The organism is Amycolatopsis nalaikhensis (assembly GCF_030264295.1).
Taxonomy (GTDB): Bacteria; Actinomycetota; Actinomycetes; order Mycobacteriales; family Pseudonocardiaceae; genus Amycolatopsis; species Amycolatopsis nalaikhensis.
This window is the reverse complement of record NZ_CP127173.1, coordinates 8745132-8769254: the sequence shown is the minus strand read 5'-3', so window position 1 is coordinate 8769254 and position 24123 is coordinate 8745132. Positions and strand designations below refer to the sequence as shown.

Sequence of the window (24123 nt, the reverse complement as noted above, 5' to 3'; positions counted from 1 at the left end):
CGCGGGTCCTTTCAGGCGTCGAGGTTCAGCAGGTACGTCGGGTTGTCGCGGACCATCCGCCGCAGGTCCTTCTCCGGCAGGCCGAGGTCGAGCAGGGCCTCACTCACCCGCAGCCAGGCGTCGACCGGCTTCGGGTTGGCCTTCTGGCCGAAGTCCGAGGCCAGCACCGTGTGCTCGGGGCCGAGCGTCTCGATCCAGGTCAGCAGCTGCTTCGGGTCCCACTTCTGGGTGCCCTCGGGGTCGTACATGCCGACCTCGTGCTCGATGAACGCGCCGAGCTCGATCAGCTCGCGGCAGACGGCCGGGTCGGCGCCGATCACGAAGTCGGGGTGGCTGACGACCATCCGCTTCATCCCGCGCTCGTGCGCCTCCTGGAACAGCGTCTTGATGTACTCGGGGTACATGTGCCCGCCGTTGAGGACGGCCTGCTGCTCCTTGATCTCGTCGAGGATCTCGACGGCCTCGGGCTTGAGGACGCCGTCGCCGTCGACGATGTCGATGCGCTCGAGCGTCAGGGGAACGGTGGTGGTCGGGAACGCGCCGTCCTCGGGGTGGCAGTCGATGTGGCGGCCCGAGGAGATGGTCGGGAACCAGACGACCTTGCCGCCCATGCGCAGGCACATGCGCACGGCGTGGACGTTGAGTCCGCCGACCGTGCTGTTCAGAGCGATGCCGCCGAAGGCCTGCGCCTTGACGTCGGCGAGCCGGCCCTTCATCGCGAGGACGTCCATCTGGGTGTTGTGGTGGTGGGACTTGGCGACCATGGCGCGCATCCCGATCCGGGCGCCGTCCTGCGCGGCTTCGACGTGGTCGAACCGCCGGGGGAACGGGCTGGGGCCGGAGTGGACGTGCATGTCGACCAGGCCGTCCAGGACGGTGGCGATGGCGGGACGGGGGCTCATGGGACCTCTTTCGTTCGCATTATGAAGTCAAAGTTCACTATAAGACCGGCTGTCAACCCTGTGACCGGTCTTGTGTATCGACGGACGCATGTTTAGGCTGCCTGAAGTTCACTTCGTGAACATTCGGTTCGGAACTCTCGGAGGGACGACGATGTCCACACCGCCCACGGCCGCGGAGCCGGCCGCCCGTCCCGGAACCCCGCACGGTCCGGACATCGCCAAGGTGCGTGCCGCCGTCCGCGGCGGGACCCTCGCCTACTTCGTCGACCAGTTCGACATCTACCTGCCGATCGTCGTGCTGGCCCCGGCGACGGCGTACTTCCAGGCGGCGAACCTGAGCGCGAGCACGACGGCGCTGCTGGCGTCACTGGTGTTCGCCTCGACGCTGATCGGCCGCCCGCTCGGCGCGGTCATCTTCGGCCACTTCGCCGACACGGTCGGGCGCAAGCGCACGACGCTCGTCGCGGTCGGCGGCTTCGGCGCGATCACGCTGCTGACCGCGTGCCTGCCCGGCCACGAGACGATCGGGATGTGGTCGGTCGGCATCCTCATCGCCCTGCGGTTCGTCGACGGGATCTTCCTCGGCGGCGAATACACGACCGCGGTACCGCTGGCCATGGAGTGGAGCCCGAAGCACAAACGCGGCCTCTACGCCTCCATCATCACCTCGACCTCACCCGCCGCGTACGCGGTGATCGCCGCGATCACGCTGCTGATGCTGCAGCTGCTGCCGTCCGCCGGGCTGCACAGCGCGTACGTGCAGTGGGGCTGGCGGGTGCCGTTCCTCGTCGGCGCGCTGCTCGCGGCCGTGCTGTTCCGCTACTACCTCAAGCAGGTGCACGAGCCGCCGACCGAGCTGACCGGCGAAAAGCACAAGCTCCCCCTGGTCCGGCTGCTGGTGAAGTACCCGCGGGCGCTCGGGCAGGTGTTCGTGCTGATGACCGGCACGTGGCTGGCGACCAACATGGAAGCGGCCGTGACGCCCGCGCAGCTGAAGGCGCACCTGGAGCTGTCCAGCAAACAGGTCACGCTGACGATGCTCGTCATCAACGCCGCCGCCGCGTTGTCCTACCCGCTGTTCGGGATGCTGTCGCAGCGCATCGGCCGGCGCCGGTTCTACATCGGCTACGGCTTCTCGATGGTCGTGCTCGGCGCGGGTTCGTACACCCTGCTGATGGCGTCGAACGGCGGCTTCGGCGCGGCGCTCGGCTTCGGCGTGCTCATCGGCGTGTTCACCGTCGGCACGTTCGGCCCGATCGCGGCGTACCTGACCGAACGGTTCCCGGCGAGCATCCGGTCCACCGGCTACGGCGTCGGCTACAGCCTCGCCCTCATCGCTCCGGCGTTCTACCAGTTCTACCTGCAGCAGTTCGACGGCTTCATGCCCGCGCACCTCGCCCCCGGCGTCCTGATCGTGCTCGCGGGCCTGCTGATCAGCCTCGGCGGCTTCCTCGGCCCGGAGACCAAGGACGTCGACATGGCCGACGACAGCACGATCCCGAAACTGTCCTGAATGGACCGGGTGGAGCTCGGGGGACTGGTCACCGCCAATCCGGTGTGGGTCGGCTCGTCCGAGCTGACCATGACCCTCGCGGGGATCACCGCGTGCGTGGACGCGGGCGCCGGGGCGGTGGTGGCGAAGTCGGTGAACGAGAGCGCCGCCGCCCGGCGCCAGCTGGACATCGCGGACTACGCGTTCGTCGCCGCGGACGGCTCGGTGCGGCCGCCGGGCGCCGGGATGCCCGGTGACGGCCTGTTGAACCGCTCCGGGCTCGCGCAGGTGGACCTGGACGACTGGCTCGGCGTGCTGGCCGACGCCAACGCGTACGGCTCCGCCCGGGGTTGCCCGGTGCTCGGCAGCATCACCCTCGGTGACCCGGAGGCGGCCGCGCGGATCGGGCGCGCGATGGCCTCGGTGGTTCCGGCGGTCGAACTCAACATCGGTGCCCCGCACGGCCGTGAGGCGCGGGCCGTGCGGCAACTGACCGAAGTGGACGGTGTGACCGACGCGGTGCGCGTCGTGCGTTCCGCGGTCGACGTGCCGTTGTTCGTGAAGCTGCCGGGCCAGGCGTCGGACGTCGTCGCGCTCGCCCGCGCGGCCCGGGCGGCGGGCGCGGACGCCGTCGGCCTGGTCGGCCGGTACCCGGGCTTCCTGCCGGATCTCGACGGCGGAGCGGTGCTCGGTTCGTGGGGCGCGTGGAGTTCTCCGGGCTGCTTGCCGATGAGCCTCTACTGGGTGAGCAAGGCTTTCCGGCAGCTCGACGTGCCCCTGATCGGCACCAACGGCGCCCGCACCGCGAAGGACGTGCTGCGGTTCCTCGCTTCCGGCGCGCGGGCGGTCGAGGTCGTCACCGCGCTGTGGATCGGCGGTCCCGCCGCCCTCCGGGTCATGGTCGACGGCGTTTCCGGGATCGGCGAAGACTTCGTCGGCAGCGCGCTGGCGGGCACCCGCGAGTACGGCGACGTGCCGCCGCCGCCGTCTCCGGCGTGGCTGCCCTACACCGCCCGCTGGACGTCGTCGGGCCGGTAGTGCCCGCCCAGCTCGTGGGTGAGCTCGCGCGCGGTGTCGACGACGACGCGCAGTTCGGGCGCGTCGTCCGACATCGACAGCGTGTTGTCCGGGCCGACGATCGCCAGCGTGGCGCAGATGCCGTACTCGTCGAACACGGGCGCGGCCACCGCGACGATCCCGGGCGTGCTCATCGCGGAGCAGTGCCCGACCGCGCGCACCCGGTCGACGTCCGCGCGCAGCTCGTCGCGCGCCGTGCCGGACAGGTTGCCGATCAGCCGTTCCATTGACAGCTGGTCGGCGTGGTAAGCGAGGAACACCTTGCTCTGCGCGGTGTCCAGCGGCAGGTGGCTGCCGACGCGCACGGACACGACGACGATGGTGGAGACGTTCTCCTCGACCCGCGAGACGACCGGGCCGGTGAGCCCCCACAGGCTGAGCACGACGCTCGTCTGCGTCGCGCGCGAAAGGGCTTGCATGTGCCGCGGCGCCAGGTTCACGACGCGGCGGTGCCCGATGGCGAACGCGCCGAGCTGCAGCAGCAGGCCGCCGGGCACGTAGCCGCCGTCGTTGCTGCGTTCGAGTAGCCCGGCCGCAACCAGCGACGTGCAGTAGCGGTAGGCGGTGGTGCGGTTGAGCCCGAGCCGCTCGGCGACCTCGGCCGCGGTGACCTCGGGGGTGGCGGGGTCGAACAGCGACAGGATCTGGCTGACCCGGCTCACCGCCTGGATGTCGGCCTGGTCCGCGCGGGCGTCCGGGGACCGCGTCGGTTTGGTCACGGGAGCCTCCGCGGGACGTCTGAGACGGCTGTTCACTTCGTGAACACAGGCTACCGGACCCGCTCGCGCTCGCTGACCCATCGGATCAATCCCCGGCGGGTCAGGGATCCACGACATTCCTTGTCATCTCGTCAGGTCTAGACATCCGATGGCTGGCCGACCTAGTCTGGCCAGCGTCCACCCCCGATCCGCCGCCGCCGGGTTCGTGGCCGCGGTCCGTCATGAGGGAGCAGCATGCCGATCCGCGGACTGGTCCTCGTCGTCGCCGCCGCCGTTTCCGCGGCGCTACCGGCGGTTTCGCCGGCCGCCGCCGACGACGGGTGCGGCGGGCCGATCCGGCCCGCGACCATCATGACCGTCCAGTCGTGCGACAACCCGGCCCGGATCGTCGCCAAGGCCGCCGCCGTCGTCCCGCGGAAAGGTCAGCTCGCCTGGCAGCAGCGGCCGGTCACGGCGTTCACGCACTTCGGGATGAACACCTTCACCGACCGCGAATGGGGGTCCGGCGCCGAGAAGGAGTCGACCTTCGCGCCGCCGGCCGTCGACACGGACCAGTGGATGCGGTCCCTCAAGGCCGCAGGCGTAACGCAGGTGATGCTCACGGCCAAGCACCACGACGGGTTCGTCCTCTACCCGACGCGCTACACGAACCACTCCGTCGTCGCGAGCCCGTGGTGGCTGACGCCGGGCTGCACCGACGAGGCCCGCGACGCGGCGGAAGCCGCGCGGTCGACGGACCCTTCGGCGTATTGGCAGACCCGCAACTCCGCTTGCGCGAACCCGCGCGGCGACGTCCTGCGCGACTACGTCACCTCGGCCCGGGCCGCCGGGCTCAAGGTCGGCGTCTACCTGTCGCCTGCCGACGGCGCCGAGCTGCCCAAGTCGTTCTTCGCCGACGAGGTGCAGCGCATCGAGGCGAAAGTCGCCGCCGGGCAGCCGTTGAGCATCGAGGAGCAGGCCACCTACGAGGACCGCGCGAGCTCACCGCAGGGCCAGGGCCGCTACGGCACCGGCAGCGCGATCACCCGCCGGACCATCCCGACGCTGGTGCCGCACGACGACCGCGCGGCCGCCCTCGCCGCCGGGAAACTGCCGAAGTTCACCGTCGACGAAGACGACTACAACGCCTACTACCTCAACCAGATCTACGAGCTGTTCACCCAGTACGGCCCGATCGACGAGCTGTGGCTGGACGGCGCGAACCCGTGGCGCGACCGCGGGATCGGCGAAACCTACGACTTCACCACCTGGTTCCGGATGATCCACGCGCTGTCCCCGGACACCGTCACCTTCGCCGGGCCCGCGGGCGTGCGCTGGGTCGGCAACGAGGCCGGGCAGGCCCGTGAAACCGAGTGGAGCCCGCTGCCCACGACCGGTGACCCGAACACGGCACACAACGAAGAGCTGTTCGTCGGCGGCGCGACCGCCGAAGACCTCGGGTCGCGGCAGGTGCTGGCCGATCCGTCGGTGCGGTACCTGCAATGGGCGCCCGCGGAATCCGACGTCTCCATCCGCCCCGGCTGGTTCTTCCACCCGGACCAGACGCCGAAGTCGCCCACGCAGCTCGTCGACATCTACCGCCGGACGGTGGGGCGGAACTCGTCGCTGCTGCTCAACATCCCGCCCGGCCCGGACGGCCGGATCGCGCCCGCCGACACGGCCGCGCTGGCCGGGTTCGGGCAGGCGATCGCCCGGACGCAGAGCCGCAACCTCGCGGCCGGTGCTCCCGGCGCCGTCACGGACTCGTCGCTGACCACGGCGGTTCCCTTGGACCATCCGCTCGACGTCCGGCTGCCCCGGCCGGTCACGTTCGACCAGATCCGGCTCGGCGAGGACATCACGCGCGGCCAGCACGTGGAAGGCGCACTCGTGCAAGCCGAGATCGGCGGCACCTGGCAGACCCTCGCGACGGTGACGACGATCGGCTACACCCGCCTGGTCACGCTGCCCGCGCCGGTGACCGCCGCCCGGCTGCGCGTCGTCGTCACGCAGTCCCGCGCCACGCCGTACCTGGCCACCTTCGCGTTGTACCGCACCGTCGTCTGAAAGGGAGCCATGACCCGCCGCAGAGCTCTGTTCGCCGCCGTCGTGACGGTGGCCGCCACTCTCACCGTCACCGGCCCGGCTGTCGCCGAAGGCGCGCTTCCGGTGGTTTCCCCGACCCCGCAGCAGATCAGCCGCACGTCCGCGGACGTGCCGCTGCCGTCGTCGGTGGCGCTCGTCACCGAGCCCGGCACCGACCCGGCGGCCAAGGACCTCCTGACGTCGGTGTTGCGCGACCACGGCGTCACCACTGGCGGCCACGGCCTGGTCATCCGGCTCGGCGGCACCGGTCGGGACGTCCCGGCGCAGGCCGAGGGGTACGCACTGAGCGTGTCGCGCTCGGGCATCACCATCGGCGGCCGCGACGGCGCCGGCCAGTACTACGGCGTCCAGACGTTGCGGCAGCTGCTCGTCCGGCACGGCCACGGCTGGGTGGTGAGCGGCGCGACCGTGCGCGACTGGCCGAACATGGCGCTGCGCGGGTCGATCGAGGGGTTCTACGGTCCACCGTGGACGACCGAGGACCGCCTGCGGCAGATCGCGTTCCTCGGCGAGGTCAAGGCGAACACGTACATCTACAGCGCCAAGGACGACGCGTACCTGCGCGCGCGGTGGCGCGACCCGTACCCGGCCGACGAGCTGGCCACGCTGGGGCAGCTGGTGCGGGCGGCGAACGCCCACCACGTCGAGTTCACCTACGCGCTGTCGCCCGGGGTGTCGATCTGCTTCTCGTCGCCGTCGGACGTGGCGGCGGTCGTGGCGAAGTTCCAGGCGGTGTACGACCTCGGCGTGCGCTCGTTCTCGCTGCCGTTCGACGACATCTCGTACACGAAGTGGAACTGCGACGGCGACCAGGCGGCGTTCGGCGCCCCCGGCCAGGCCGCCGCGGGCACGGCGCAGGTGTCGCTGCTGAACACGATCACCGAGAAGTTCGCGAAGACCCACGACGGTGTCCGGCCGCTGCAGACGGTGCCGACGGAGTACAGCGACCTGAAGGACTCGCCGTACAAGACGGAGCTGCGCGAGCACCTCGACCCGTCGGTGGTGGTGCAGTGGACCGGGACCGACGTGGTCCCGCCGAGCGTGACCACGGACGAAGCCGCCCAGGTGTCCACAGTGTACGGACGCAAGGTGTTCCTCTGGGACAACTACCCGGTGAACGACTACGAGCAGTCGGCGGGCCGCCTGCTGCTGGCCCCGTACGCGCAGCGCGAGGCCGGGCTGTCCCGGTACCTGAACGGGATCGTCGCGAATCCGATGAACCAGGAGGCGGCGAGCGAGGTCGCCGAGTTCGGCGCGGCGGACTTCGCGTGGAATGACGCGGGATACACGCCGTCGCGGTCGTGGCCGCAGGCGCTGGGGCGCTTGGCGGGCGGCGACCCGCGCGCGACGGCGGCGTTGACGGTGTTCGCGGACCTGGAGCACCTGGCCCCGACGTTCGGCCCGACGCCGTGGCAGCCGCAGGCCCCGGTCCTGGCGGCGAAGATCGCGGACTTCTGGGCCCACTGGAAGGCAGGCGACCACCGGGCGTTGAACGAGTTGCGCGCATATGCGGTCCGCATCCGCGACGCGGCCGACGTGATCCGCGGCGGCCGGGTCCAGCAGGCGTTCGTGACGGAAGCGGGACCGTGGCTGGACGCGACGGCGTTGTGGGGCAAGGCGATGGCGACCCGCCTCGACGCGCTGGCAGCGGCGACCCGAGGCGACCAGACTCGAGCGGACCAGCTCACTGCGGAAGCCGACGCGCTGGTGGCGCGGGCACAGGCGGTGAAGACGGGCAACACGAACCGCTGGGGCGTGCGCCAGGCACTGGTCGGCGACGGCGTCCTGGACACGTTCCTCGCGCAGATCCGGGAGCAGTCATGACGGGGTTGACCAGGCGCGGGTTCCTGGGCGGAGCGGCGGCGATCACGGCGAGCGCGGTGCTGGCGGGCCCGGCCGGAGCGGCGGGCCGCCGCGGCTTGAGCGTGTCGGGCGAGCGGTTCCTGCTGGACGGAAAGCCGTTCCAGATCGTGTCGGGCGCGATCCACTACTTCCGCATCCACCCGGACCAGTGGCGCGACCGCCTGGAGCGCCTGAAGGCACTGGGGTTGAACACGATCGAGACGTACGTGGCGTGGAACTTCCACCAGCCGAAGCGGGGGAGGGCGGACTTCTCGGGCTGGCGAGACCTGCCGAGGTTCATCCGGACGGCGGGGGAGCTGGGGTTCCAGGTGATCGTCCGCCCGAGCCCGTACATCTGCGCGGAGTGGGAGTTCGGCGGGCTGCCGTCGTGGTTGCTGGCGGATCGCGACATGGAGCTGCGCTGCGCGGACCCGGCGTACTTGGCGGCGGTGGACGAGTGGTACGACGAGCTGATCCCGCGGCTGGTGCCGCTGGAGGCCCAGCACGGCGGCCCGGTGGTGGCGGTCCAGATCGAGAACGAGTACGGCAGCTACGGGAACGACACGAGTTACCTGGCCCACTTGCGAGACGGCTTGCGGTCGCGAGGGATGACGAGCTTGCTGTTCGCGGCGGACGGAGCATCGGAGTTCTTCATGAGGTTCGGCTCCCTCCCGGGAACGTTGGAGGTCGGAACGGGCGACGGCGACCCCCGGCCGAGCATCGCGGCGATGAAGGAGTTCCAGCCGGGCAAGCCGGTGATGATGGCGGAGTACTGGGACGGCTGGTTCGACCACTGGGGCGAGGAACACCACACACGCGACGCGGCCCAGATGGCGTCGTACGTGGACACGTTGCTGGCCACGGGAGCGTCGGTGAACTTGTACATGGCGTGCGGAGGCACGAATTTCGGCTTCACGGCCGGGGCGAACACGTCAGGCACGACATACCAGCCAACGGTGACGAGCTACGACTACGACTCCCCGGTGGGTGAAGCGGGAGACGTAGGAGCGAAGTTCACGGCGTTGCGATCAGTGATCACGAAGTACACAAAGGCCCCGGTAGGCCCGGTACCGGCGCGTTCGCCGAGGCAACCGGCACAGACGGTGACGGTATCGGGGTCGGCATCGTTGCTGGAGGCGTTGCCGGTGTTGTCGAAGCCGGTGCGGTCGGCCCAGCCGTTGCCGATGGAGAGAGTGGGGCAGGCAACGGGTTTGATTCACTATCGAACGACGGTCCAGGGACCGCACGCGGGACCGTTGAGCATCCACGGGCTGGCCGACCGGGCGCTGGTGTTCGTCGACGGAGTGCAGGTGGGTCTGCTGGACCGCAATCAGCCATCGGGAACGGTGGAGGTGAAGCTGACAAAGCCCGCAACCCGGCTCGACATCCTGGTGGACGCGATGGGCCGGGTGAACTACGGCCCGTACTTGGCGGACCGCAAGGGCATCGACGGCTGGGTGGCGATGAGCACGCAGCAGAAGCTGTTCGGCTGGGAGACGCGCCCGCTGCCGTTGGACGACCTGTCGGGCCTGCGGTTCACAACGGGTGCGGTGGTGGGTCCGGCGTTCCATCGGGCGACGGTCTCGGTGGCGAGTCCCGAGGACGCGTTTGTCGCGTTGCCGGGGTGGGAGAAGGGTGTGGTCTGGCTCAACGGGGTGAATTTGGGCCGGTATTGGAAGATCGGGCCGCAGCGGACGCTGTATGCGCCGAAGCCGTTGTGGCGCCGGGGAGAGAATTCGGTGGTGGTCCTGGAGTTGCACCAGCCGGGGACGGCGATCGAGATCCGGCCGGAGGCTGACCTGGGGTAGGGGTGCGGTCGTGGCTTGCGCCGGGTGACGGGCCTTGGTCGCGTTGATGGGGGTGCGGGCGGGAGGGTTTGAGTTGGGTTGGCGGATTGGTGGTGGCGGTTCGTTGGGTCGGCTTGGCGTGGGTGGAGCGCGGGGTGGGCTGGTGTGGGGGCGTGAGTTGCGTTGGCGGGGTGGAGGTCCGTCGGGGGAGCCTTGCGATGGGGAATGGGGGTCGGGCTGGTGTGGGCGGCGAGCTTAGTTGGGCGCTGGAGTTGCGAGCGGCGTAGGCGGTGATCGCGGTTCGTCTCCGTGGCATGTGGCCAGGGTGTTTGGGGCGTGGGTGTAGGCCCGTAGCCGGTGGCTGCGGGCCTTTCCCGTTGTTCGGTTGTCAGGCTGCGAACGGTAGGGGTTCGTGGATGTTGTTGCGTCGGGGTTTTCGGCGTTTGTCCAGATAGACCGGTGGGAGGAATTCGGGAAGGCCGTCGGCGGCGATGCGGACTTGCCAGCCCGAGCGGTGCAGCAGGCGGTGGTGGTGCCCGCAGAGCAGGACCATGTTGCCCAGGTTGGTGGGGCCGCCGTCGGCCCAATGCCGGATGTGATGGCCTTGGCAATGCCTCGGTGGGCGGTGACAGCCCGGGAACGCACAACCCCGATCCCGCAGGTAGAGGGCGCGGCGGAGCCCGGCCGAGATCAGGCGGCGGAGGCGCCCAAGATCGAGGGGTTCGCTTTTCTCACCCAGCACCGCCGGGATGATCATGCTGTCGCAGGCATGCACCCGCGCCTCGGCCGCGGTCATGGTGCCGGTGTCGCCCAGGGTGGCGGTGCCGAGACCCGTCTTCAGGTCGGTGAGGGAGACCGCGACCATCACGTGCGCGCGTTCACCGGCCTGCATCGGCAGCGTCGGGGAATTGAGGGCCATATCGATGGCGTCGGAGAACGCATCCCCGTAACGGGCCTGCGGGGAACGGTGGTCGGGGCCGTCGTCGCTGACCCGCCGTTCGGCCAGCGTGTCCAGCAGCGCGCTGGCGCGGGTGCCGGTTTCGTCGTCGAACCGGCCGGACAGCTCCCAGATCCCCGTTCTCTTGCGGCGCAGGAACAACTCCCGGGTCGGAGTGGCCGGTTCGATATCCTCAGGGGCCGGGCCGTCAGGGTCGAGATGCGCCACGATCCGCGCGCCCAGGGCGGCGACCTGCTTGTGCCCGGCGTCCTCGGCCAGGCCGAGCAGGTGCTGTTCGGCACCCTCGCGATGCTCGACCGGGATCTGCTGCAGGGTCTCGACGATCACATCGATCATCGGAGCACTCAAGGTGCCGCGGGTGGCGGTGCGGCCGGTGGCGGCAGCCACCGGAGCAAGAGGGGTGCCGTCGAGATTGCGGCCCGGATTCAACGCCCGGGCCCGCTTCACCACACGTTCGGCCGCGGATTCCGGGACATCGGCGAGGTGCTCGTAGAGGCGGGCCACCGAGCGGTAGCCGAACAGGTCCATCACTCCACGGGATTCGATTTCCACCAGCAGCGCACCGAGTTCGGCATCAGCGGCACGGATGGTGGCGAGCAGCTCACCGACACGGTCGGCCAACGCCACCGCATCCGCCCGCCGCATCGCCATCTCGTCCATGCACCCAACAATACCCAAAGCTCGAACACCTGTTCATCACACAAACAGGTGGCAATAGCACCAAGTGTTCAACGAGGGTGACACCAAAGACAAAGCAACAGCAGGATCGTTGCGTGGGGAATCGGCGCTGGCGACCACAGGAGAAGGCAACCAAAGAGAAGCGCCGATTTCCCACGCCCCGGCGAAGCCGTATCTTGAAAAAGCAACCAAGAGTCAGCCAGTCAAACCCACATGAAGGAAGGCAAGCAAGGTCCCAGGCCCAACAAGAAGACAGATGGCAAGCCCACCAAGAAGAGGAGCATCATCAAGATACATCCTCACAAGAAGCCCAACGGCCACAAGAGCAGTAACAAGCAGCAAAGAGAGCACAACAACAGACACGGAGAATCCTTCGCGAGAGACAGAGGCCCGACGAGGCAAAGGGAAGCGACGCCGGTAGGGAAAAGAGTCAGCAAGCAAAGGAAGGAGGACCACGAGAAGAACGTGAAGAAGGCGAAGCAAGAGCGGCAGCAACACCCGAAGCAGAGAGAAGGCAGACGTACCAAGAGGCAAAAGGGAGCCCCGGCAGCGAAGGAACAACAGCCGAGGGCAGTCGAGGAGCGGAGGGCCGCGCAGTGACAAGATCATGACCAGCGGCAACGGCAACAACGGGACCATCAGAGCCATGAACGGCCGAAGAGACCGCAGGGAGACCACCGAACAGAAGCAAGACGACGAGGAGCGCCCCCAGAGGAGCGCCCCTCACCGTCAGCCAAGATCGTCCGATGCGGCCAGGCTACCTCACCCGTCGTAGGTGGACTGCGTCACGGCGAAGACGTTCCGATTCCCGACGCCTTCCTGAAGTGTCCACAGTAGATCAGCAGCGGTGGAATCCTCCCAGTAGGAGATGCTCTCCCCACCGCCAACCCAGGAGTAAGTCGCGGAACCAGTCGAAGGAGTCCAGTAGTAGAGCTGCTTCTGCCCGGAAGAGTTGAACCACCAGCGCCCGTTGTGCGACGCGACCCCGTTGAGGTTGTACCAAGGAAGCTGCAACGCCTGACTGGCCGTGGTCGTCGCGGCGAAAACACCCGAGGCGAACGGATACCGGATCGCGCGGGGAGCCCGGTTCGGATACGACGTGCACCCGGACTGGCACGTGTACTCCGTCATGACGATCGACTTGCTGACCCGGTCGAGGGAAATCGACGACCAGGCGAGGTTGGTGCCCGACGTCGTCTTGGACGTGATCGTGCCGACCTGCGGCAGCACGTACGCGTAGTTGTGCGCGTAGTACACCGTCGGCGACTGGCGGCCGATCTGGTCGGCCGTGCCGCCCGTGTTCGTCTTGAGGATCTTGCGCATGTCGAACACCCGCATGCCGCGCCCGGTGTCGGCCACGTACAGGTAGTCGCCGTACCAGGAGACGCCGCCCGCGTGGATCGGGATGTCCTTGAAGTCCGGGGCCGACGCCGTGCCCGTCGGCTCGACCAGCAGGACCTTGCGGTACTTGTTCGGGTACGTCGCGTCCCAGTCGACCAGCGTGATCCGGCTGCGCGACTGCGCTCCGTCGCAGCCGTCCTTGGTGTACCAGCTCACCAGCACCAGCTGGTGGCCGTCGTAGTTGCCGCTGTTGGCCGTTCCGACGGCGTCGCGGCTGGTCGTGATGCCCTGCGGGTAGTTGGCGCAGTCGGAGTTGTCGCCGCTGTCGAAGCGGAAACCGCCGGACAGCCCGGCGACCGAGAACGACGACGGCAGGGCCGTGCGGTCGTGGTTCGCGTTGTCCATCACCGTGTGGACGGCCGCGGTGCCCAGCGTCGACACCAGTGCCGAGTTGATCGTGTCGAACTGGTTGTAGTTGGCGCTCAAGGTGTACTGCGACGCGGGCAGGGTGGTGGGCCCCGCCGCGGCGGCGGCCGCGGATGGCGCGACGACCAGGCCTGCGAGCACTCCGGCGGCCACGCAAGCCCGGGTGAGACGACGGCGCGATGACATGAGACCCCCAGTAGTCCGAATCAAAGCCTTCCACAAGGTAGGACCCGAGTGGGTGAATCCGCAACAGCCGGGTTTTGTCGGTGCCCCTCGCTACGGTCGTGGCGTGACTGTGACGGCGATCTTCGAAGAGGGCGAATACCTCCCTGAGTACGGCACTTTGGTGGTCCGCGACCGCTACGCCGCCGACGGGCTGGAGCCGCTGGACAACGAGCTGCTCGGCGAACTGGCGACCGAGGCGTTGTCCGGCACCGTCGCGACGGCGGGGGACGGCTGGGTGCACGGCAAAGCCGGCGACCCGTTCCAAGCCGTGCGGCTGGAGGCGCACGACGCGCCGGCACCGATCGTGCTCGAGGACTGGGAGGACGTCGTCGAATCACCGTTCCGCAGCCGGAGTGGCCGCGTTGCGCTGGGCTTCCTCACCGGCGGGGAAGGGCCGGAAAGCCTGGAGCTGGGCGGGCGCGGCATGTTCCGGGTGCGGGTCTCGCGTCGTACGGCCGTCGACGGCGAGGAGGGCGACGTCTGGCTGGTGCAGTTCTGGCCGTCCGACAGCCGGGAGCTGCCCCGGTGGGTGCGGCGGACCCGGCCCGCGATCTCGGCGCCGGGTTCGGGGTGGCAGGAAGTCCTCGGTTACTCCGTCATGTCCGCGGCGTGGACCGCCGCCGGGTACGTCCCGCCGCGGTCCGGGACCTGGCTCGACGATCCGCTGTTCGAGCCGCTGCCGGACGAGGCCGTCTGCGCGCAGCTCGGCGTGCCGCGCCCGGAGAAGAACCGGGACGCGGTCGCGTTGCTGGTCGCGGCGGGCGTGCTCGTCGCGGACGGCGACGGGCACCGGCTGGCCGAGCACCCGCCATTCGCGGCCGAGCGGCTCGACCTGCCGGATGCGCTGGCCGCCCGGGTGACGGACGCGGCCGACCGAACCCGGTACACCTGGGCCGCGGCCGACCTCACCAGCGTCGCCGCGTGGGGTGACCCCGCGCCGCTCGACGACCTCGCCGAGCGGCTGCTCCTCGAGCCGGGCGACGTTCCCGGCCTGCTCGCCCACGCCGCTGCCACCGGGCTGGTGCACCGGGTCGAGGGCGGGATCGCCGCGCTGCCACGGCGGAAACCGGAATCCTCGGTGGTGGCCGTGCCGATGACACTGCCTACGCGCGCGGAGAACCCGGCCACCTTCGAGGGCGCGCCGCCGCGGGCCGGGGTCGTCGGCGGGAACGGCGACGTCGTCGTGTGGCGCATCGGCGGCCCGGTGGTGCTCGGGCACGTCCCCGACCAGTACCGCTACCGCGCTTACGAGACGTTGACCGGGATCGCGGTGTCCACGTCCGGCGGCCCCGGGATGCTGGTGCGCTGGGACGGGATCGCCGAGCGGCTGCCCGCCGATCTCGGGGTCCATCCGGTGCGCAGTGCCGACGGGCGATTCCTCGCCGGGGTCGAAGTCCACGTCGGCCGCCGGTCGTGGGACCAGCCGCACCTGGTGGACGTCACCACCGGCGAGGTCGCGAGCCTGCCGCGCGCCGACGGCCTGACCCGCCGCGCGCTCGCCGTCGTGGACGGTGCCCTGTACTACTCCGAGGGGATCGACGTGCGGAGCCGCACGTTCCGCTGGCGGCCCGGCGCCGATCCCGAACCGCTGGCGCCGGGGCTCTGGCAGGTCGACCCGCTTTCCGGGGCGGCGCTGGAACGTTCGCCCGACGGCGTCTTCCGGCACGGCCCGGACGGCGTCCGCAGGCCGGTGCCCACGGACCGGCAGTACGAGCTCGCCCCGGGCGGCGAGCGGCTGTACGCGTTCCAGTACGCGCCGCCGTCGGTCTGGCTGCTCGACGACGGCGGACCAGACGAACACCCGCTGCCCGAGGGGTGCGACACCAGCACGGCGATCCCCGCGGCGCCGTTCTGGGAAACGCCGTCGACGCTGGTGTTCCACCACGAGCGCGGCGGCGGGACGCGGCTGGTGCGCTGGCACCTGGAAGCGGGCCGGTTCGACCACTTCGACCTGCCCGCGCTCACCGGGTACCGGCCGTTCGCCGTCCGGCCGATCCTCCGCGCCGTCTCACATTGAGACCGGCGCGGAGGCGAGGACCTGCTGTGATCACGACGTCGGAAGGAGGGCCGGATGACCGAGCACGCGGAGGACGAACCCGATACCGGGCCCGAAGCACCGGATGACGAGCACCGGCTGTGCCTCGAGCGCGCCCGCGGTGCGCTGGTGCTCGCCGGGTGGCAGGTCGACGCCGGGGGCTGAGCTACCGGACGACGCGGAACCGCAGGTGGGTCGCGGCCGGGGTGACCAGGACGTCGGTGCGGTCCAGCGAAATCGCCGACGTGAGGTCGCCGAACAGCCGCGTGCCGCCGCCGACGAGCAGCGGGACGACGTGGACGTGGATCTCGTCGACCAGGCCGAGCGGGAGCGCCTGCTGGAGGACGGTCGCGCCGTGCAGGCCGACGACCTTGTCCCCGGCGGCTTCCTTCGCCTGCTCGATGGCGTCCGCCACGCCGGTGGTGACGAACCGGTAGACGTCCGGGTAGGTGCGGTCCGGCTCCCGGTGCGTGACGACGTAGTTCGGAAGCCCGTCGACGGGCCCGGACTCGCCCCACATGTCCACGCACTTGTCGAAGGACCAGCGGCCCATCACGACGGCGCCGGTGCGGTCGACGGCGCTGTGCAGCAGGGCGCGGTCGGCGTCGGTCGCCTCGTCGAAGAGCCAGTCGTGCAGGGTGCCCGCGCCGTCGCCGAACGGGTTGTCCTTGCTGTCGTTCGGGCCGGTGACGTAGCCGTCGAGCGAGATCGACATGTCGGAGATGACGAGTGCCATGGTGGTGCCCTTTCGTCGCGGGGTTCGCCTGCGCGTCGAACGAGGCGGCCCGCTTTCGACCGGGTCAGCCGGGCAGTCCGCGTGCAGGCACTGCAGCGCGACGTCGAGGCCCGCCACGACGAACTCGCCCGCGGGCAGGCCCACCTCGGCCTCGGTGCGGGAGAGCCGGTCGTGGCGCGGCGCAGCTCTTGATGCGCGTCCGGCTGAAGCCGGCGGACATGACGCTGGAGCTGGGCAAGGGCATGCTGCTCGCGGGCGCTGGCCGGGGAGCCGGCGTTCCGCTGACTCCCCGGCCCGCCGCTCACCAGCTGGACGGGACGTACGCCCAGCCGAGGTAGTCGGAGCGCTGCGCGTACGTGCTCGTCTGGTACACCGACGGGCCCGTGCTGATCGCGACGCCGCCGCCGAGGGCCAGCATGATGTGGCCCGCGCTGGTGGTGCTGGTGAAGAACACCGCCGTGCCCGCCGGGGCGACCGAGCCCGTGTGGATGCGGCCGTTGTTCTTCTGCCACTGGTAGTGCGTCATCGCGGTGGCGAACCGGCCGCTGGTGCCGAAGGCGCGTTCGACGAACAGCTCGCACTGGTTGTTCCAGTCCGTGTGGCCCAGGCGCGCCTTGGCGAACGCGATCGCGCTGTCGGCGCGCGGGTCCGCCGGGAAGGCCGAGCCGCCCGGCTTGAGGCCGTCGGTGTCGCAGTGCGGGATGCCGCTGACGAAGCCCTCGGTGCCGGTCTTGACGTAGGCGTCGGGCACCCACAGATTGTCGCTGGTGAAGTCCCAGATCTCGTCGGACGCGGTGGCCTGGCAGACCACCGGCACCGACGCGCCGGTCAGGTACTTGTCCGGCACGCTGCCCGCCGCGTCGGCCGCGTCGCCCTTGTGCACGCGGCCGTTGAGGTCCGCTTTCGCCGGGTACGAGTGCGGCGTCGTGCACTGCGGCGCGACCATCGCCGTCGAGCCGGTCCTGACGTAGGCGTCCGGGACCCAGAGGCCGTCGGTGGTCAGGTCCCAGATGCTGCTGCCGCCGTACGCGGGGCCGGTGTCCTGGCAGGCCAGGGTGACCGACGTGCCCGCCGGGTACATGTTCGCGATGCGCTGCGCACCCACCGCGACGTCGGGGTCCTTGACCGTGCGACCGTCCACTGTGGTCGTCACCGGGTAGGTCGACGCGGCCTGCGCCGCGGGTGCGGTGGCCAGGCCGGTGACCGCGACGGCCAGCCCGATCGTGGCGACCGCCGCCTTCAATGTGGTTCTCACGTTGTCCTCCAGAAACGATTCCGTGCCGCGGATCGTGGGCCGGGGCCGTACAAGAGGTGTACAAGTCACCGCGCGACAGTGATGTCGCTCGCATTGTTGACAATCCAGGCGACACGGCCTCTACCGTTGAAGGCAACGTCGGCGTGAAGGGGTGTCATGAAGAGCGAAGAGGTCGAGCTCCACCTGCGGGAACGGCTGTTGCGCGGCGAGTTCACGCCCGGCTCCCGGCTGCCCGAGGTGAAGCTGGCCACCGAGCTGGGCGTCACGCGCAACGCCGTCCGGTCGGCGCTGCTCGCGCTCGAATCGCGCAAGCTCGTGGAGCGGATCCCGAACGTCGGGACCGTCGTCGCGCGGGTGGATCCCGAACGGCTGGAAGAGATCTACGACGTCCTCGAGGTCCTCGAAGGGCTCGCCGCCCGGCTGGCTGCGCAGAACGCGGCCGAGGGCGACTGGGCCGAGCTGCGGGAGCTGTTCGCCCCCGGGCCGCTCGACGAAGCCGCCACGAGCGGCGACCTCGAAACCTTCCTGCGGGCCATCGACGCCTACCGCGACACCGTGATCCGGCTGGCCGGGCAGCGTTTCCTCGCCGAAACCCTGGCCGGCGTCCAGGACCAGGCCCACCTGCTCCGGCGGCGCATCCTCATGACGCCGGGCCGGATGGAAGAGAGCCTGGCCGAGCACCGGGCCGTGATCGACGCGCTCGTCGCGGGCGACGGCGAACGGGCCGAACAGCTCAAACGCCTCAACATGCAGACCGCGCGCAAGCGGCTCCGCCGCTACCGCGACTTCCTCGTCTGAGCAAAGGAAATCCCATGTCCCACCAAGAGCGGCGCAGGGCGTTGAAGGCCCTGCTCGCCGGTGAACGGTCGCTGGTCCTGCCCGGCGCGTACGACGCCTTCAGCGCCCGGCTGGTCGAGCAGGCCGGTTATCCCGCCACCTACCTGGGCAGCTTCGCCGCGGCCGCGTCCGCGTTCGGGCTGCCCGACGTCGGCCTGGTCACCCTCACCGAGCTGGCCGAGCAGGCCCGCCGGGTCGTCGACGCCGTCGCGATCCCGGTGCTGGCCGACGCGGAAAACGGCTTCTACGACGCGCCCAATCTGTGGCGCGCGGTGAAGGCGTTCGAAGACGCCGGCGTCGCGGGCGTGCACATCGAGGACAACCTCGGCGGCAAGCACACCGCCGTCCCGGCCGGGCTGCTGCCGGTCGAGGAGATGGCGACCAAGGTCCGCGCGGCGGTCGACGCCCGGACCGACCCCGACTTCCTCATCATCGCCCGCTCCGACGCCGCGTGGGTCGAGCATGACGTCGAAGCCTGCGTCCGCCGCCTGGAGGCGTACGCGGCCGCGGGGGCCGACATGGTGTTCGCGCCCGCGATCCCGGCGGCCGAACTGGCCCGCGTCCGGGGACGGCTGAGCGTGCCGGTGATGGTGCCCGGCGACCTGCTCGACGTGCCGGGCTCGGACGAGCCGTCGAGCACGCTCGCCGAGTACGAAGCGGCGGGCGCCGACGTGATTCTCTTGTGGTACACGGTCATCGGCGCCGCCTCGCGGAACGTCTCCGCCGTGCTGGAGGCGTTGCGCGGCGGGAGTGACGTCGCCGGGGTGAAGGAGTTCGTGACCGACCAGCACGTCTTCGAGGCGGCCATGGGTTACGACGCCTACGAAAAGCGCAGCGCGCTGTACGCGGGACAGGAGGTCCGGTCATGAGTGTCGTCTACCAAGGGGCGCGGGTGATCACCGGCTCGGCGGTGCTCAACGACGCGGCCATCGAGGTCCGCGACGGCGTGGTGACCCGGATCGGCACTGACGTCGTCGCGGACCCCGGCGCCACCACGGTTTCCCTGCACGGCAAGACGGTCATCCCCGCGCTGGTGAACCCGCACGGCCACATCGGCTACATGCGCGGGACGACGGCCGCCGCGGCGAACTACTCGCGCGAGAACGTCATCGACCACCTCCGCCGGCTGGCCTACTACGGCGTGAGCGTGTTCCAGTCGCTCGGCACCGACCGCGACGACACCGAGATCCGGGTGCGGGACGACCAGCGCGCGGGCCGCCTCGGCGAGTCCGATGTCGCGACGCTGTTCACCGCCGGGGCGGGGATCGTCGCGCCGACGCCGGGCGGGACGAACGGCGGGCCGTTCTTCGCCGCCGACGTCGTCCACGAGGCAACGAGCCCCGAAGACGTCCGGGCCTACATCCGCGAGCTGGCCGCGAAGAAGGTCGACGCGGTGAAGTTCTGGCTCGACGACCGGCACGGCACGAAAGCCAAGCGGGGTCCGGAGATCTACGAAGCCGTGATCGACGAAGCCCACGCGCACGGTCTGAAGGTGGCGGCGCACATCTACACGCTCGACGAGGCGAAGGCCGTCGTGCGGGCGGGCGCGGACATCATCGCGCACCTGCCGCGCACCCCGGGCGCCGACGACGAGCTCATCGAACTGCTGATGGAGCGCGACGTCGCGGTGTTCACGTCGCTGGCCATCCAGCGCCCGCCCGGCGAGGCGTGGCTGGACGACCCGGCGCTGGCCGAGACCGTCCCGGCGGAGGCGATCGAAAGCCTGCGCGCGACGATCCGGCAGTACGCCCCGGAACCGCTGTTCGACACCGCGGAGTCCTACGGGCGCATGGAAAAGACGCTCGGCGTGCTCGCCCGCGCCGGGGTCCGGCTGGTGTTCTCCGCGGACACGGGCCTGCTCGCGCAGGTGCCGGGGTTCGCGGAACACCGGGAGCTGGAAGCCCTGGTGGCGGCGGGCCTGGACCCGCTGGCGGCGCTGCGCCTCGCGACGGAGGCGTCTTCCGAGCTGCTGGGGCTGACCGACCGCGGGAGCCTGGCGCCGGGCAAGCGGGCCGACTTCGTGGTCCTCGAGGCCGACCCGCTGGCCGACATCACGAACACCCGCCGGATCGACTCGGTGTACCTCGCCGGGCGGCGGGTGGACCGGGAAGGCCTGCGGGAAACCTGGCAGAAGAGCTGAGCAGAAACGAAAGCCGGGCCGGTGCGGGAAGCACCGGCCCGGCTTTCGTCCGTTGTGGACGATCAGCCGCCGACCTTCCGGTCGCTGCGCGACCAGTAGCGGTCCCGCAGCTGCCGCCGCATGATCTTGCCCGAGCCCGTCTTCGGCAGCTCCGCCACGAACTCCACCGAGCGCGGTTTCTTGTACCCGGCCAGGTGTTCCGCGCAGACCGCGACGATCTCCTCGGCCGTCACCGCGTGCCCGTCGCGCACCACGACGACCGCCTTGAGGGACTCGCCCCACATCTCGTCGGGGACCCCCACGACGGCCACCTCCGACACCGCGGGCAGCGTCGAGACGACGTTCTCGATCTCCGTCGGGTAGACGTTGAAGCCGCCGGTGACGACCATGTCCTTCTTGCGGTCCACGATGTACAGGTACCCGTCCTCGTCGAAGCGCCCGAGGTCGCCGGTGCCCGCCCAGCCGTCCGGGCCGATCATCGCCGCCGTCGCGCCCGGGAGGTTCCAGTAGCCCATCATCATCTGGTCGCCGCGCACGGTGATCTCGCCGATCCCGCCGGGCAGCACCTCCTCGCCCAGCTCGTCGACGAGCTTCACCTCGACGAAGGGGTGCACCCGGCCCGCCGACGCCAGCCGCGGCGGGATGCCGTCGGCCGGGTCGAAGGCGTGGTCGCGGGCGGACAGGCAGGCGATCGGGATCGGCAGCTCGCTGAGCCCGTAGAACTGGACGAACACGTCGCCGAACACCGCGCGCGCCCGGGCGAGCCGGTCCGGCGCGATCGGCGAACCGGCGTAGACGACCGTGTGCAGCGACGAGTAGTCGCCCGGCCGCTGTTCGGCGGCCAGCACCAGCAGGTTCAGCATCGTCGGCACCATCGGCAGGATCGTCACGCGCTGCCGCTCGATCAGCTCGAGGGTCTCGGCGGCGTCGAACTTCGCGCGGGTGAGGTGGGTCGCGCCGCGGACGAAGAACGACGGCGCGACGTACCCGCTCAGGTGGCTCAGCGGCGCGACGTGCAGGACGAGGTCGCCGTCGGTGGCCGGGGAAGCTCGACGAGCTCGTTGCGCACCATCGCCACCCAGTTCGCGTGGCTGAGCGTCGCGCCCTTGGGCAGGCCGGTGGTGCCGCTGGTGTAGAGGATCGCGGCCGGGTCGCCCGCGCCGGGCCGGGCCGGGGGTACGGGATCCGCCGCGCGCAACGCGGCCAGGGTCGTGTCGCCGGGTCCGCCGCCGACGGTGACGACCGACCGCAGCGCCGGCAGCTGGGCGCGCACCCCGGCCAGGCGTTCGGCCCAGTCCGGACCGGCGAACACGACCGAAGCCGCGCAGTCGGTGAGGATGTGGACGACCTCGCGCAGGTGCAGCCGCACGCTGAGGGCCGTCCGGACGAAGCCGCCGACGAACAGCGCGTGCTCGGCCTCGAAGAACTCGGGCCCGTTGGCCAGCAGGAGGACACCGCGGTCGCCGCGCCGCAGGCCCAGTTCGGTCAGCCCGCCGACGATGCGGTGCACGCGGTCGCCGAGCTTCCCGGTAGGTGAGCGCGTGGTCGCCGTCCCGGACGGCGACGCGGGAGCCGAATTCCCGGTACGCGCGTTCGTAGAGGTCCGCGACCGTGACGTCGACGCCGCGGCGCCGGTGGTCCAGCCCGTCGGGGCCGATCGCGCCGGTGGTCCGATCTGGTGCAGCCGTCTCGCCGAGCATCGTCGCTCACCCTCCTCGGTCCCGGCCGATGTTTGTACCGGTCGGTCTGAATAAGCCTGTTAACTGACGATTATGCTTGTACCGATCGGTATAAACAAGTACCGTCGCCGCATGGAGAACAGTGAAGTGCGCGCACTTTTGGTGACCGAACCGGCCGGTCCGGCAGCCCTGCGCATCGGGACGCTGCCCGTGCCGGACGCGGAAGTCGTCATCGACGTGCACGCCGCCGGGGTGACCTTCCCGGACCTCCTGCTGACCCACGGCCGGTACCAGGTGCGGCCCGAGCCGCCGTTCGCGCCGGGGCTCGAGGTCGCCGGGACCGTGCGGCGGGCCGCGCCCGGCACCGGGTTCGCGCCCGGCGACCGCGTCGTCGCCTTCACCGGCCACGGCGGTGGGTACGCCGAGGCAGTCGGCGTGCCGGCCGCGCACGTCGTGCCGCTGCCCGAGGCGATCGGCTTCGTCGACGGCGTCGGCCTGATGGTCAACTACCAGACCGCCTACTTCGGTCTCGCCGAACGCGGGCGGCTGCGAGCGGGGGAGACGGTGCTGGTGCACGGCGCGGCCGGCGGCGTCGGGACGGCGGCCGTGCAGGTCGCGCTCGCGCTCGGCGCCCGGGTGCTGGCGGTCGTCAGCGACGACGCGAAGGCCGCGGTCGCCCGGCGGGCCGGGGCGACGGAGGTGATCCGCACCGATCGGTGGGTGGACGAGGTCCGGGAGCGCGCCGACGGCGTCGACGTGGTCTTCGACCCGGTCGGCGGCGACCGGTTCGACGAGAGCCTGCGGCTGCTCCGCCCGGACGGGCGCCTGCTCGTCATCGGCTTCACGGAGGGGCGGATCCCGCAGGTGGCGGTGAACCGGCTGCTGCTGCGGAACATCGAGGTGGTCGGGGTCGCCTGGGGACACTACGCGGCGATCGACCCCGGCATGATCCGGCGGGTCGGGACGGCGCTCGCGGACTTGGCCGTCGCCGGGCGGGTGCGGCCGGTGGTGGGCCGGACGTACGCGTTCGAGGACGGCGCCGAGGCGCTGGCGGACCTGGAGGCGCGGCGGGCGGCCGGAAAGAGCGTGCTGACGTTCCGACCGGCCGCCCCTGGCGTCACCGGCCGGTGAACTTCGCTTTGCCCGGCCCGTTTTCGAGGAACGACGTCATGCCGATGTCGCGGTCCTCGGTGGTGAACAGGTCCGCGAACAACGCGGACTCGAGGTCGAGGCCCGGTTCGAGATCCTGCTTGATCGCCTTTTTCGCGGCCGCGTAGGCGAGGCTGGGCCCGTTTTCGAACTGGGCGGCGTAAGCGAAGGCCCGGTCGTAGACCTCTTCAGCCGGGACGACTTCGTCGACGAGGCCGAGCTTGAGGGCCTCCTCGGCGTCGACGAACCGTCCGGTGTAGACGAGGTCCAGGGCGGCGGCCTCACCGATCAGCCGGGTGAGCCGCTGCGTCCCGCCGCCGCCGGGGATGACGCCGAGGAGGATCTCGGGCAGGCCGAGCTTCGCGGTGTCCGCGGCGATCCGGCGGTCGGTGCTCAGGGCGATTTCGAGGCCGCCGCCGAGCGCGAAGCCGGTGAGCGCGCTGACGGTCGGCTTCGGGACCGACGCCAGCGCGCCGATGCCCGCGGAGATCCGCCGCGCCTCGGCGGCCATGTCCGCACCGGAGAGGGCGGCCAACTCCCGGACGTCGGCCCCGGCGGCGAACGCCTTCGGCCCGCCGTGCACGACGACCGCCCGGACGTCGCCGCGGCGCGTCACCTCGGCGGCGACCTGCAGCAGCTCTTCCCGGACGGTGCGGTTCAGCGCGTTCACCGGCGGCCGGTCGAGGCGGACGACGCCGACCCCGCCTTCGACGGTCAACCGGACGTGCTCGGCCATGGGTGCCTCCTCGTGGATCAGTTG

22 protein-coding genes are annotated in these 24123 nt (G+C 70.7%); 13 read left to right on the top strand and 9 right to left on the bottom strand.

Features of this window, described 5'->3' with window-relative positions; translation table 11 throughout:
- Nucleotides 1–11: 11 nt before the first annotated feature.
- Nucleotides 12–902, bottom strand: coding sequence for a DUF6282 family protein (locus QP939_RS42510; RefSeq protein ID WP_285452360.1), 891 nt, complete (start codon nt 900–902; stop codon nt 12–14).
- Nucleotides 903–1053: 151 nt separating this feature from the next.
- On the opposite strand from QP939_RS42510, the gene QP939_RS42505 reads away from it, so the two are divergent.
- Nucleotides 1054–2415 carry an MFS transporter gene (locus QP939_RS42505; protein ID WP_285452358.1) on the top strand — a complete coding sequence of 454 codons (1362 nt, stop codon included), beginning with the start codon at nt 1054–1056 and terminating at the stop codon, nt 2413–2415.
- Nucleotides 2416–3432: a beta/alpha barrel domain-containing protein gene (locus QP939_RS42500; RefSeq protein WP_285452356.1), complete on the top strand. Its 1017-nt coding sequence runs from the start codon at nt 2416–2418 to the stop codon at nt 3430–3432. It abuts the gene before it with no gap.
- Here the strand turns inward: QP939_RS42500 and QP939_RS42495 are convergent.
- Complete coding sequence (locus QP939_RS42495; RefSeq protein ID WP_285452354.1) at nt 3399–4190, bottom strand: IclR family transcriptional regulator; 792 nt, start codon at nt 4188–4190, stop codon at nt 3399–3401. The two genes, QP939_RS42500 and QP939_RS42495, sit on opposite strands and share 34 nt — an antisense overlap.
- Nucleotides 4191–4424: 234 nt before the next feature.
- Between QP939_RS42495 and QP939_RS42490 the strand changes: the two genes are divergently transcribed.
- From QP939_RS42490 to QP939_RS42480, 3 genes are read left to right on the top strand one after another with little or no spacing between them, the layout of a single operon-like run.
- Nucleotides 4425–6236 (top strand): alpha-L-fucosidase, encoded by a 1812-nt coding sequence (locus tag QP939_RS42490; protein ID WP_285452352.1) that lies wholly within the window; start codon nt 4425–4427, stop codon nt 6234–6236.
- A gap of 9 nt (nt 6237–6245) precedes the next feature.
- Complete coding sequence (locus tag QP939_RS42485) at nt 6246–8099, top strand: glycoside hydrolase family 84 protein (protein WP_285452350.1); 1854 nt, start codon at nt 6246–6248, stop codon at nt 8097–8099.
- A complete protein-coding gene (locus QP939_RS42480) occupies nt 8096–9925 on the top strand; it encodes a beta-galactosidase (protein WP_285452348.1) in 1830 nt (609 codons plus the stop codon). Before QP939_RS42485 ends, QP939_RS42480 begins: the two co-directional genes overlap by 4 nt.
- A gap of 367 nt (nt 9926–10292) precedes the next feature.
- On the opposite strand, the gene QP939_RS42475 is transcribed toward QP939_RS42480, so the two are convergent.
- Complete coding sequence (locus QP939_RS42475) at nt 10293–11522, bottom strand: HNH endonuclease signature motif containing protein (RefSeq protein ID WP_285452346.1); 1230 nt, start codon at nt 11520–11522, stop codon at nt 10293–10295.
- A 231-nt stretch (nt 11523–11753) separates the two neighbouring features.
- On the opposite strand from QP939_RS42475, the gene QP939_RS42470 reads away from it, so the two are divergent.
- Nucleotides 11754–12140: a hypothetical protein gene (locus QP939_RS42470; RefSeq protein WP_285452345.1), complete on the top strand. Its 387-nt coding sequence runs from the start codon at nt 11754–11756 to the stop codon at nt 12138–12140.
- A gap of 162 nt (nt 12141–12302) precedes the next feature.
- Here QP939_RS42470 and QP939_RS42465 read toward each other — a convergent pair whose 3' ends face one another.
- On the bottom strand, nt 12303–13460 hold the full coding sequence (locus QP939_RS42465) for a hypothetical protein (RefSeq protein ID WP_285452343.1): 1158 nt from the start codon (nt 13458–13460) through the stop codon (nt 12303–12305).
- A 136-nt stretch (nt 13461–13596) separates the two neighbouring features.
- Between QP939_RS42465 and QP939_RS42460 the strand changes: the two genes are divergently transcribed.
- Both QP939_RS42460 and QP939_RS42455 read left to right on the top strand, forming a co-directional pair.
- The gene (locus tag QP939_RS42460) at nt 13597–15549 is read left to right on the top strand and encodes a hypothetical protein (protein ID WP_285452342.1); all 1953 of its coding nucleotides are present in this window, start codon (nt 13597–13599) and stop codon (nt 15547–15549) included.
- Between the two features lie 54 nt (nt 15550–15603).
- A complete protein-coding gene (locus tag QP939_RS42455; protein ID WP_285452339.1) occupies nt 15604–15732 on the top strand; it encodes a hypothetical protein in 129 nt (42 codons plus the stop codon).
- 1 nt (nt 15733) lies between these two features.
- Here QP939_RS42455 and QP939_RS42450 read toward each other — a convergent pair whose 3' ends face one another.
- The gene (locus QP939_RS42450) at nt 15734–16447 is read right to left on the bottom strand and encodes a dihydrofolate reductase family protein (RefSeq protein WP_285452337.1); all 714 of its coding nucleotides are present in this window, start codon (nt 16445–16447) and stop codon (nt 15734–15736) included.
- A 47-nt stretch (nt 16448–16494) separates the two neighbouring features.
- Between QP939_RS42450 and QP939_RS42445 the strand changes: the two genes are divergently transcribed.
- Complete coding sequence (locus tag QP939_RS42445; protein WP_285452336.1) at nt 16495–16641, top strand: hypothetical protein; 147 nt, start codon at nt 16495–16497, stop codon at nt 16639–16641.
- Here QP939_RS42445 and QP939_RS42440 read toward each other — a convergent pair.
- Entirely contained in the window at nt 16605–17558 is a 954-nt protein-coding gene (locus QP939_RS42440) for a hypothetical protein (protein WP_285452334.1), read from the bottom strand. The genes QP939_RS42445 and QP939_RS42440 overlap by 37 nt on opposite strands.
- Nucleotides 17559–17714: 156 nt before the next feature.
- Between QP939_RS42440 and QP939_RS42435 the strand changes: the two genes are divergently transcribed.
- The 3 genes from QP939_RS42435 to QP939_RS42425 are packed head-to-tail and all read left to right on the top strand — an operon-like array spanning nt 17715 to nt 20535.
- Complete coding sequence (locus QP939_RS42435) at nt 17715–18356, top strand: GntR family transcriptional regulator (protein WP_285452333.1); 642 nt, start codon at nt 17715–17717, stop codon at nt 18354–18356.
- A gap of 14 nt (nt 18357–18370) precedes the next feature.
- Nucleotides 18371–19264 (top strand): isocitrate lyase/PEP mutase family protein, encoded by an 894-nt coding sequence (locus QP939_RS42430; protein ID WP_285452331.1) that lies wholly within the window; start codon nt 18371–18373, stop codon nt 19262–19264.
- Nucleotides 19261–20535: an amidohydrolase family protein gene (locus QP939_RS42425; RefSeq protein WP_285452329.1), complete on the top strand. Its 1275-nt coding sequence runs from the start codon at nt 19261–19263 to the stop codon at nt 20533–20535. Before QP939_RS42430 ends, QP939_RS42425 begins: the two co-directional genes overlap by 4 nt.
- A 62-nt stretch (nt 20536–20597) precedes the next feature.
- Here the strand turns inward: QP939_RS42425 and QP939_RS42420 are convergent, their stop codons facing one another.
- The gene (locus QP939_RS42420; RefSeq protein ID WP_285459973.1) at nt 20598–21530 is read right to left on the bottom strand and encodes a class I adenylate-forming enzyme family protein; all 933 of its coding nucleotides are present in this window, start codon (nt 21528–21530) and stop codon (nt 20598–20600) included.
- Nucleotides 21531–21535: 5 nt separating this feature from the next.
- A complete protein-coding gene (locus QP939_RS42415) occupies nt 21536–22210 on the bottom strand; it encodes an AMP-binding protein (protein WP_285459972.1) in 675 nt (224 codons plus the stop codon).
- Between the two features lie 136 nt (nt 22211–22346).
- Here QP939_RS42415 and QP939_RS42410 point away from each other — a divergent pair, with 136 nt between their 5' ends.
- Nucleotides 22347–23345: an NADPH:quinone oxidoreductase family protein gene (locus QP939_RS42410; protein WP_285452327.1), complete on the top strand. Its 999-nt coding sequence runs from the start codon at nt 22347–22349 to the stop codon at nt 23343–23345.
- Here the strand turns inward: QP939_RS42410 and QP939_RS42405 are convergent.
- Nucleotides 23332–24099, bottom strand: a complete 768-nt coding sequence (locus QP939_RS42405) for an enoyl-CoA hydratase/isomerase family protein (protein ID WP_285452325.1) — start codon at nt 24097–24099, stop codon at nt 23332–23334. The two genes, QP939_RS42410 and QP939_RS42405, sit on opposite strands and share 14 nt — an antisense overlap.
- Between the last annotated feature and the right edge of the window lie 24 nt (nt 24100–24123).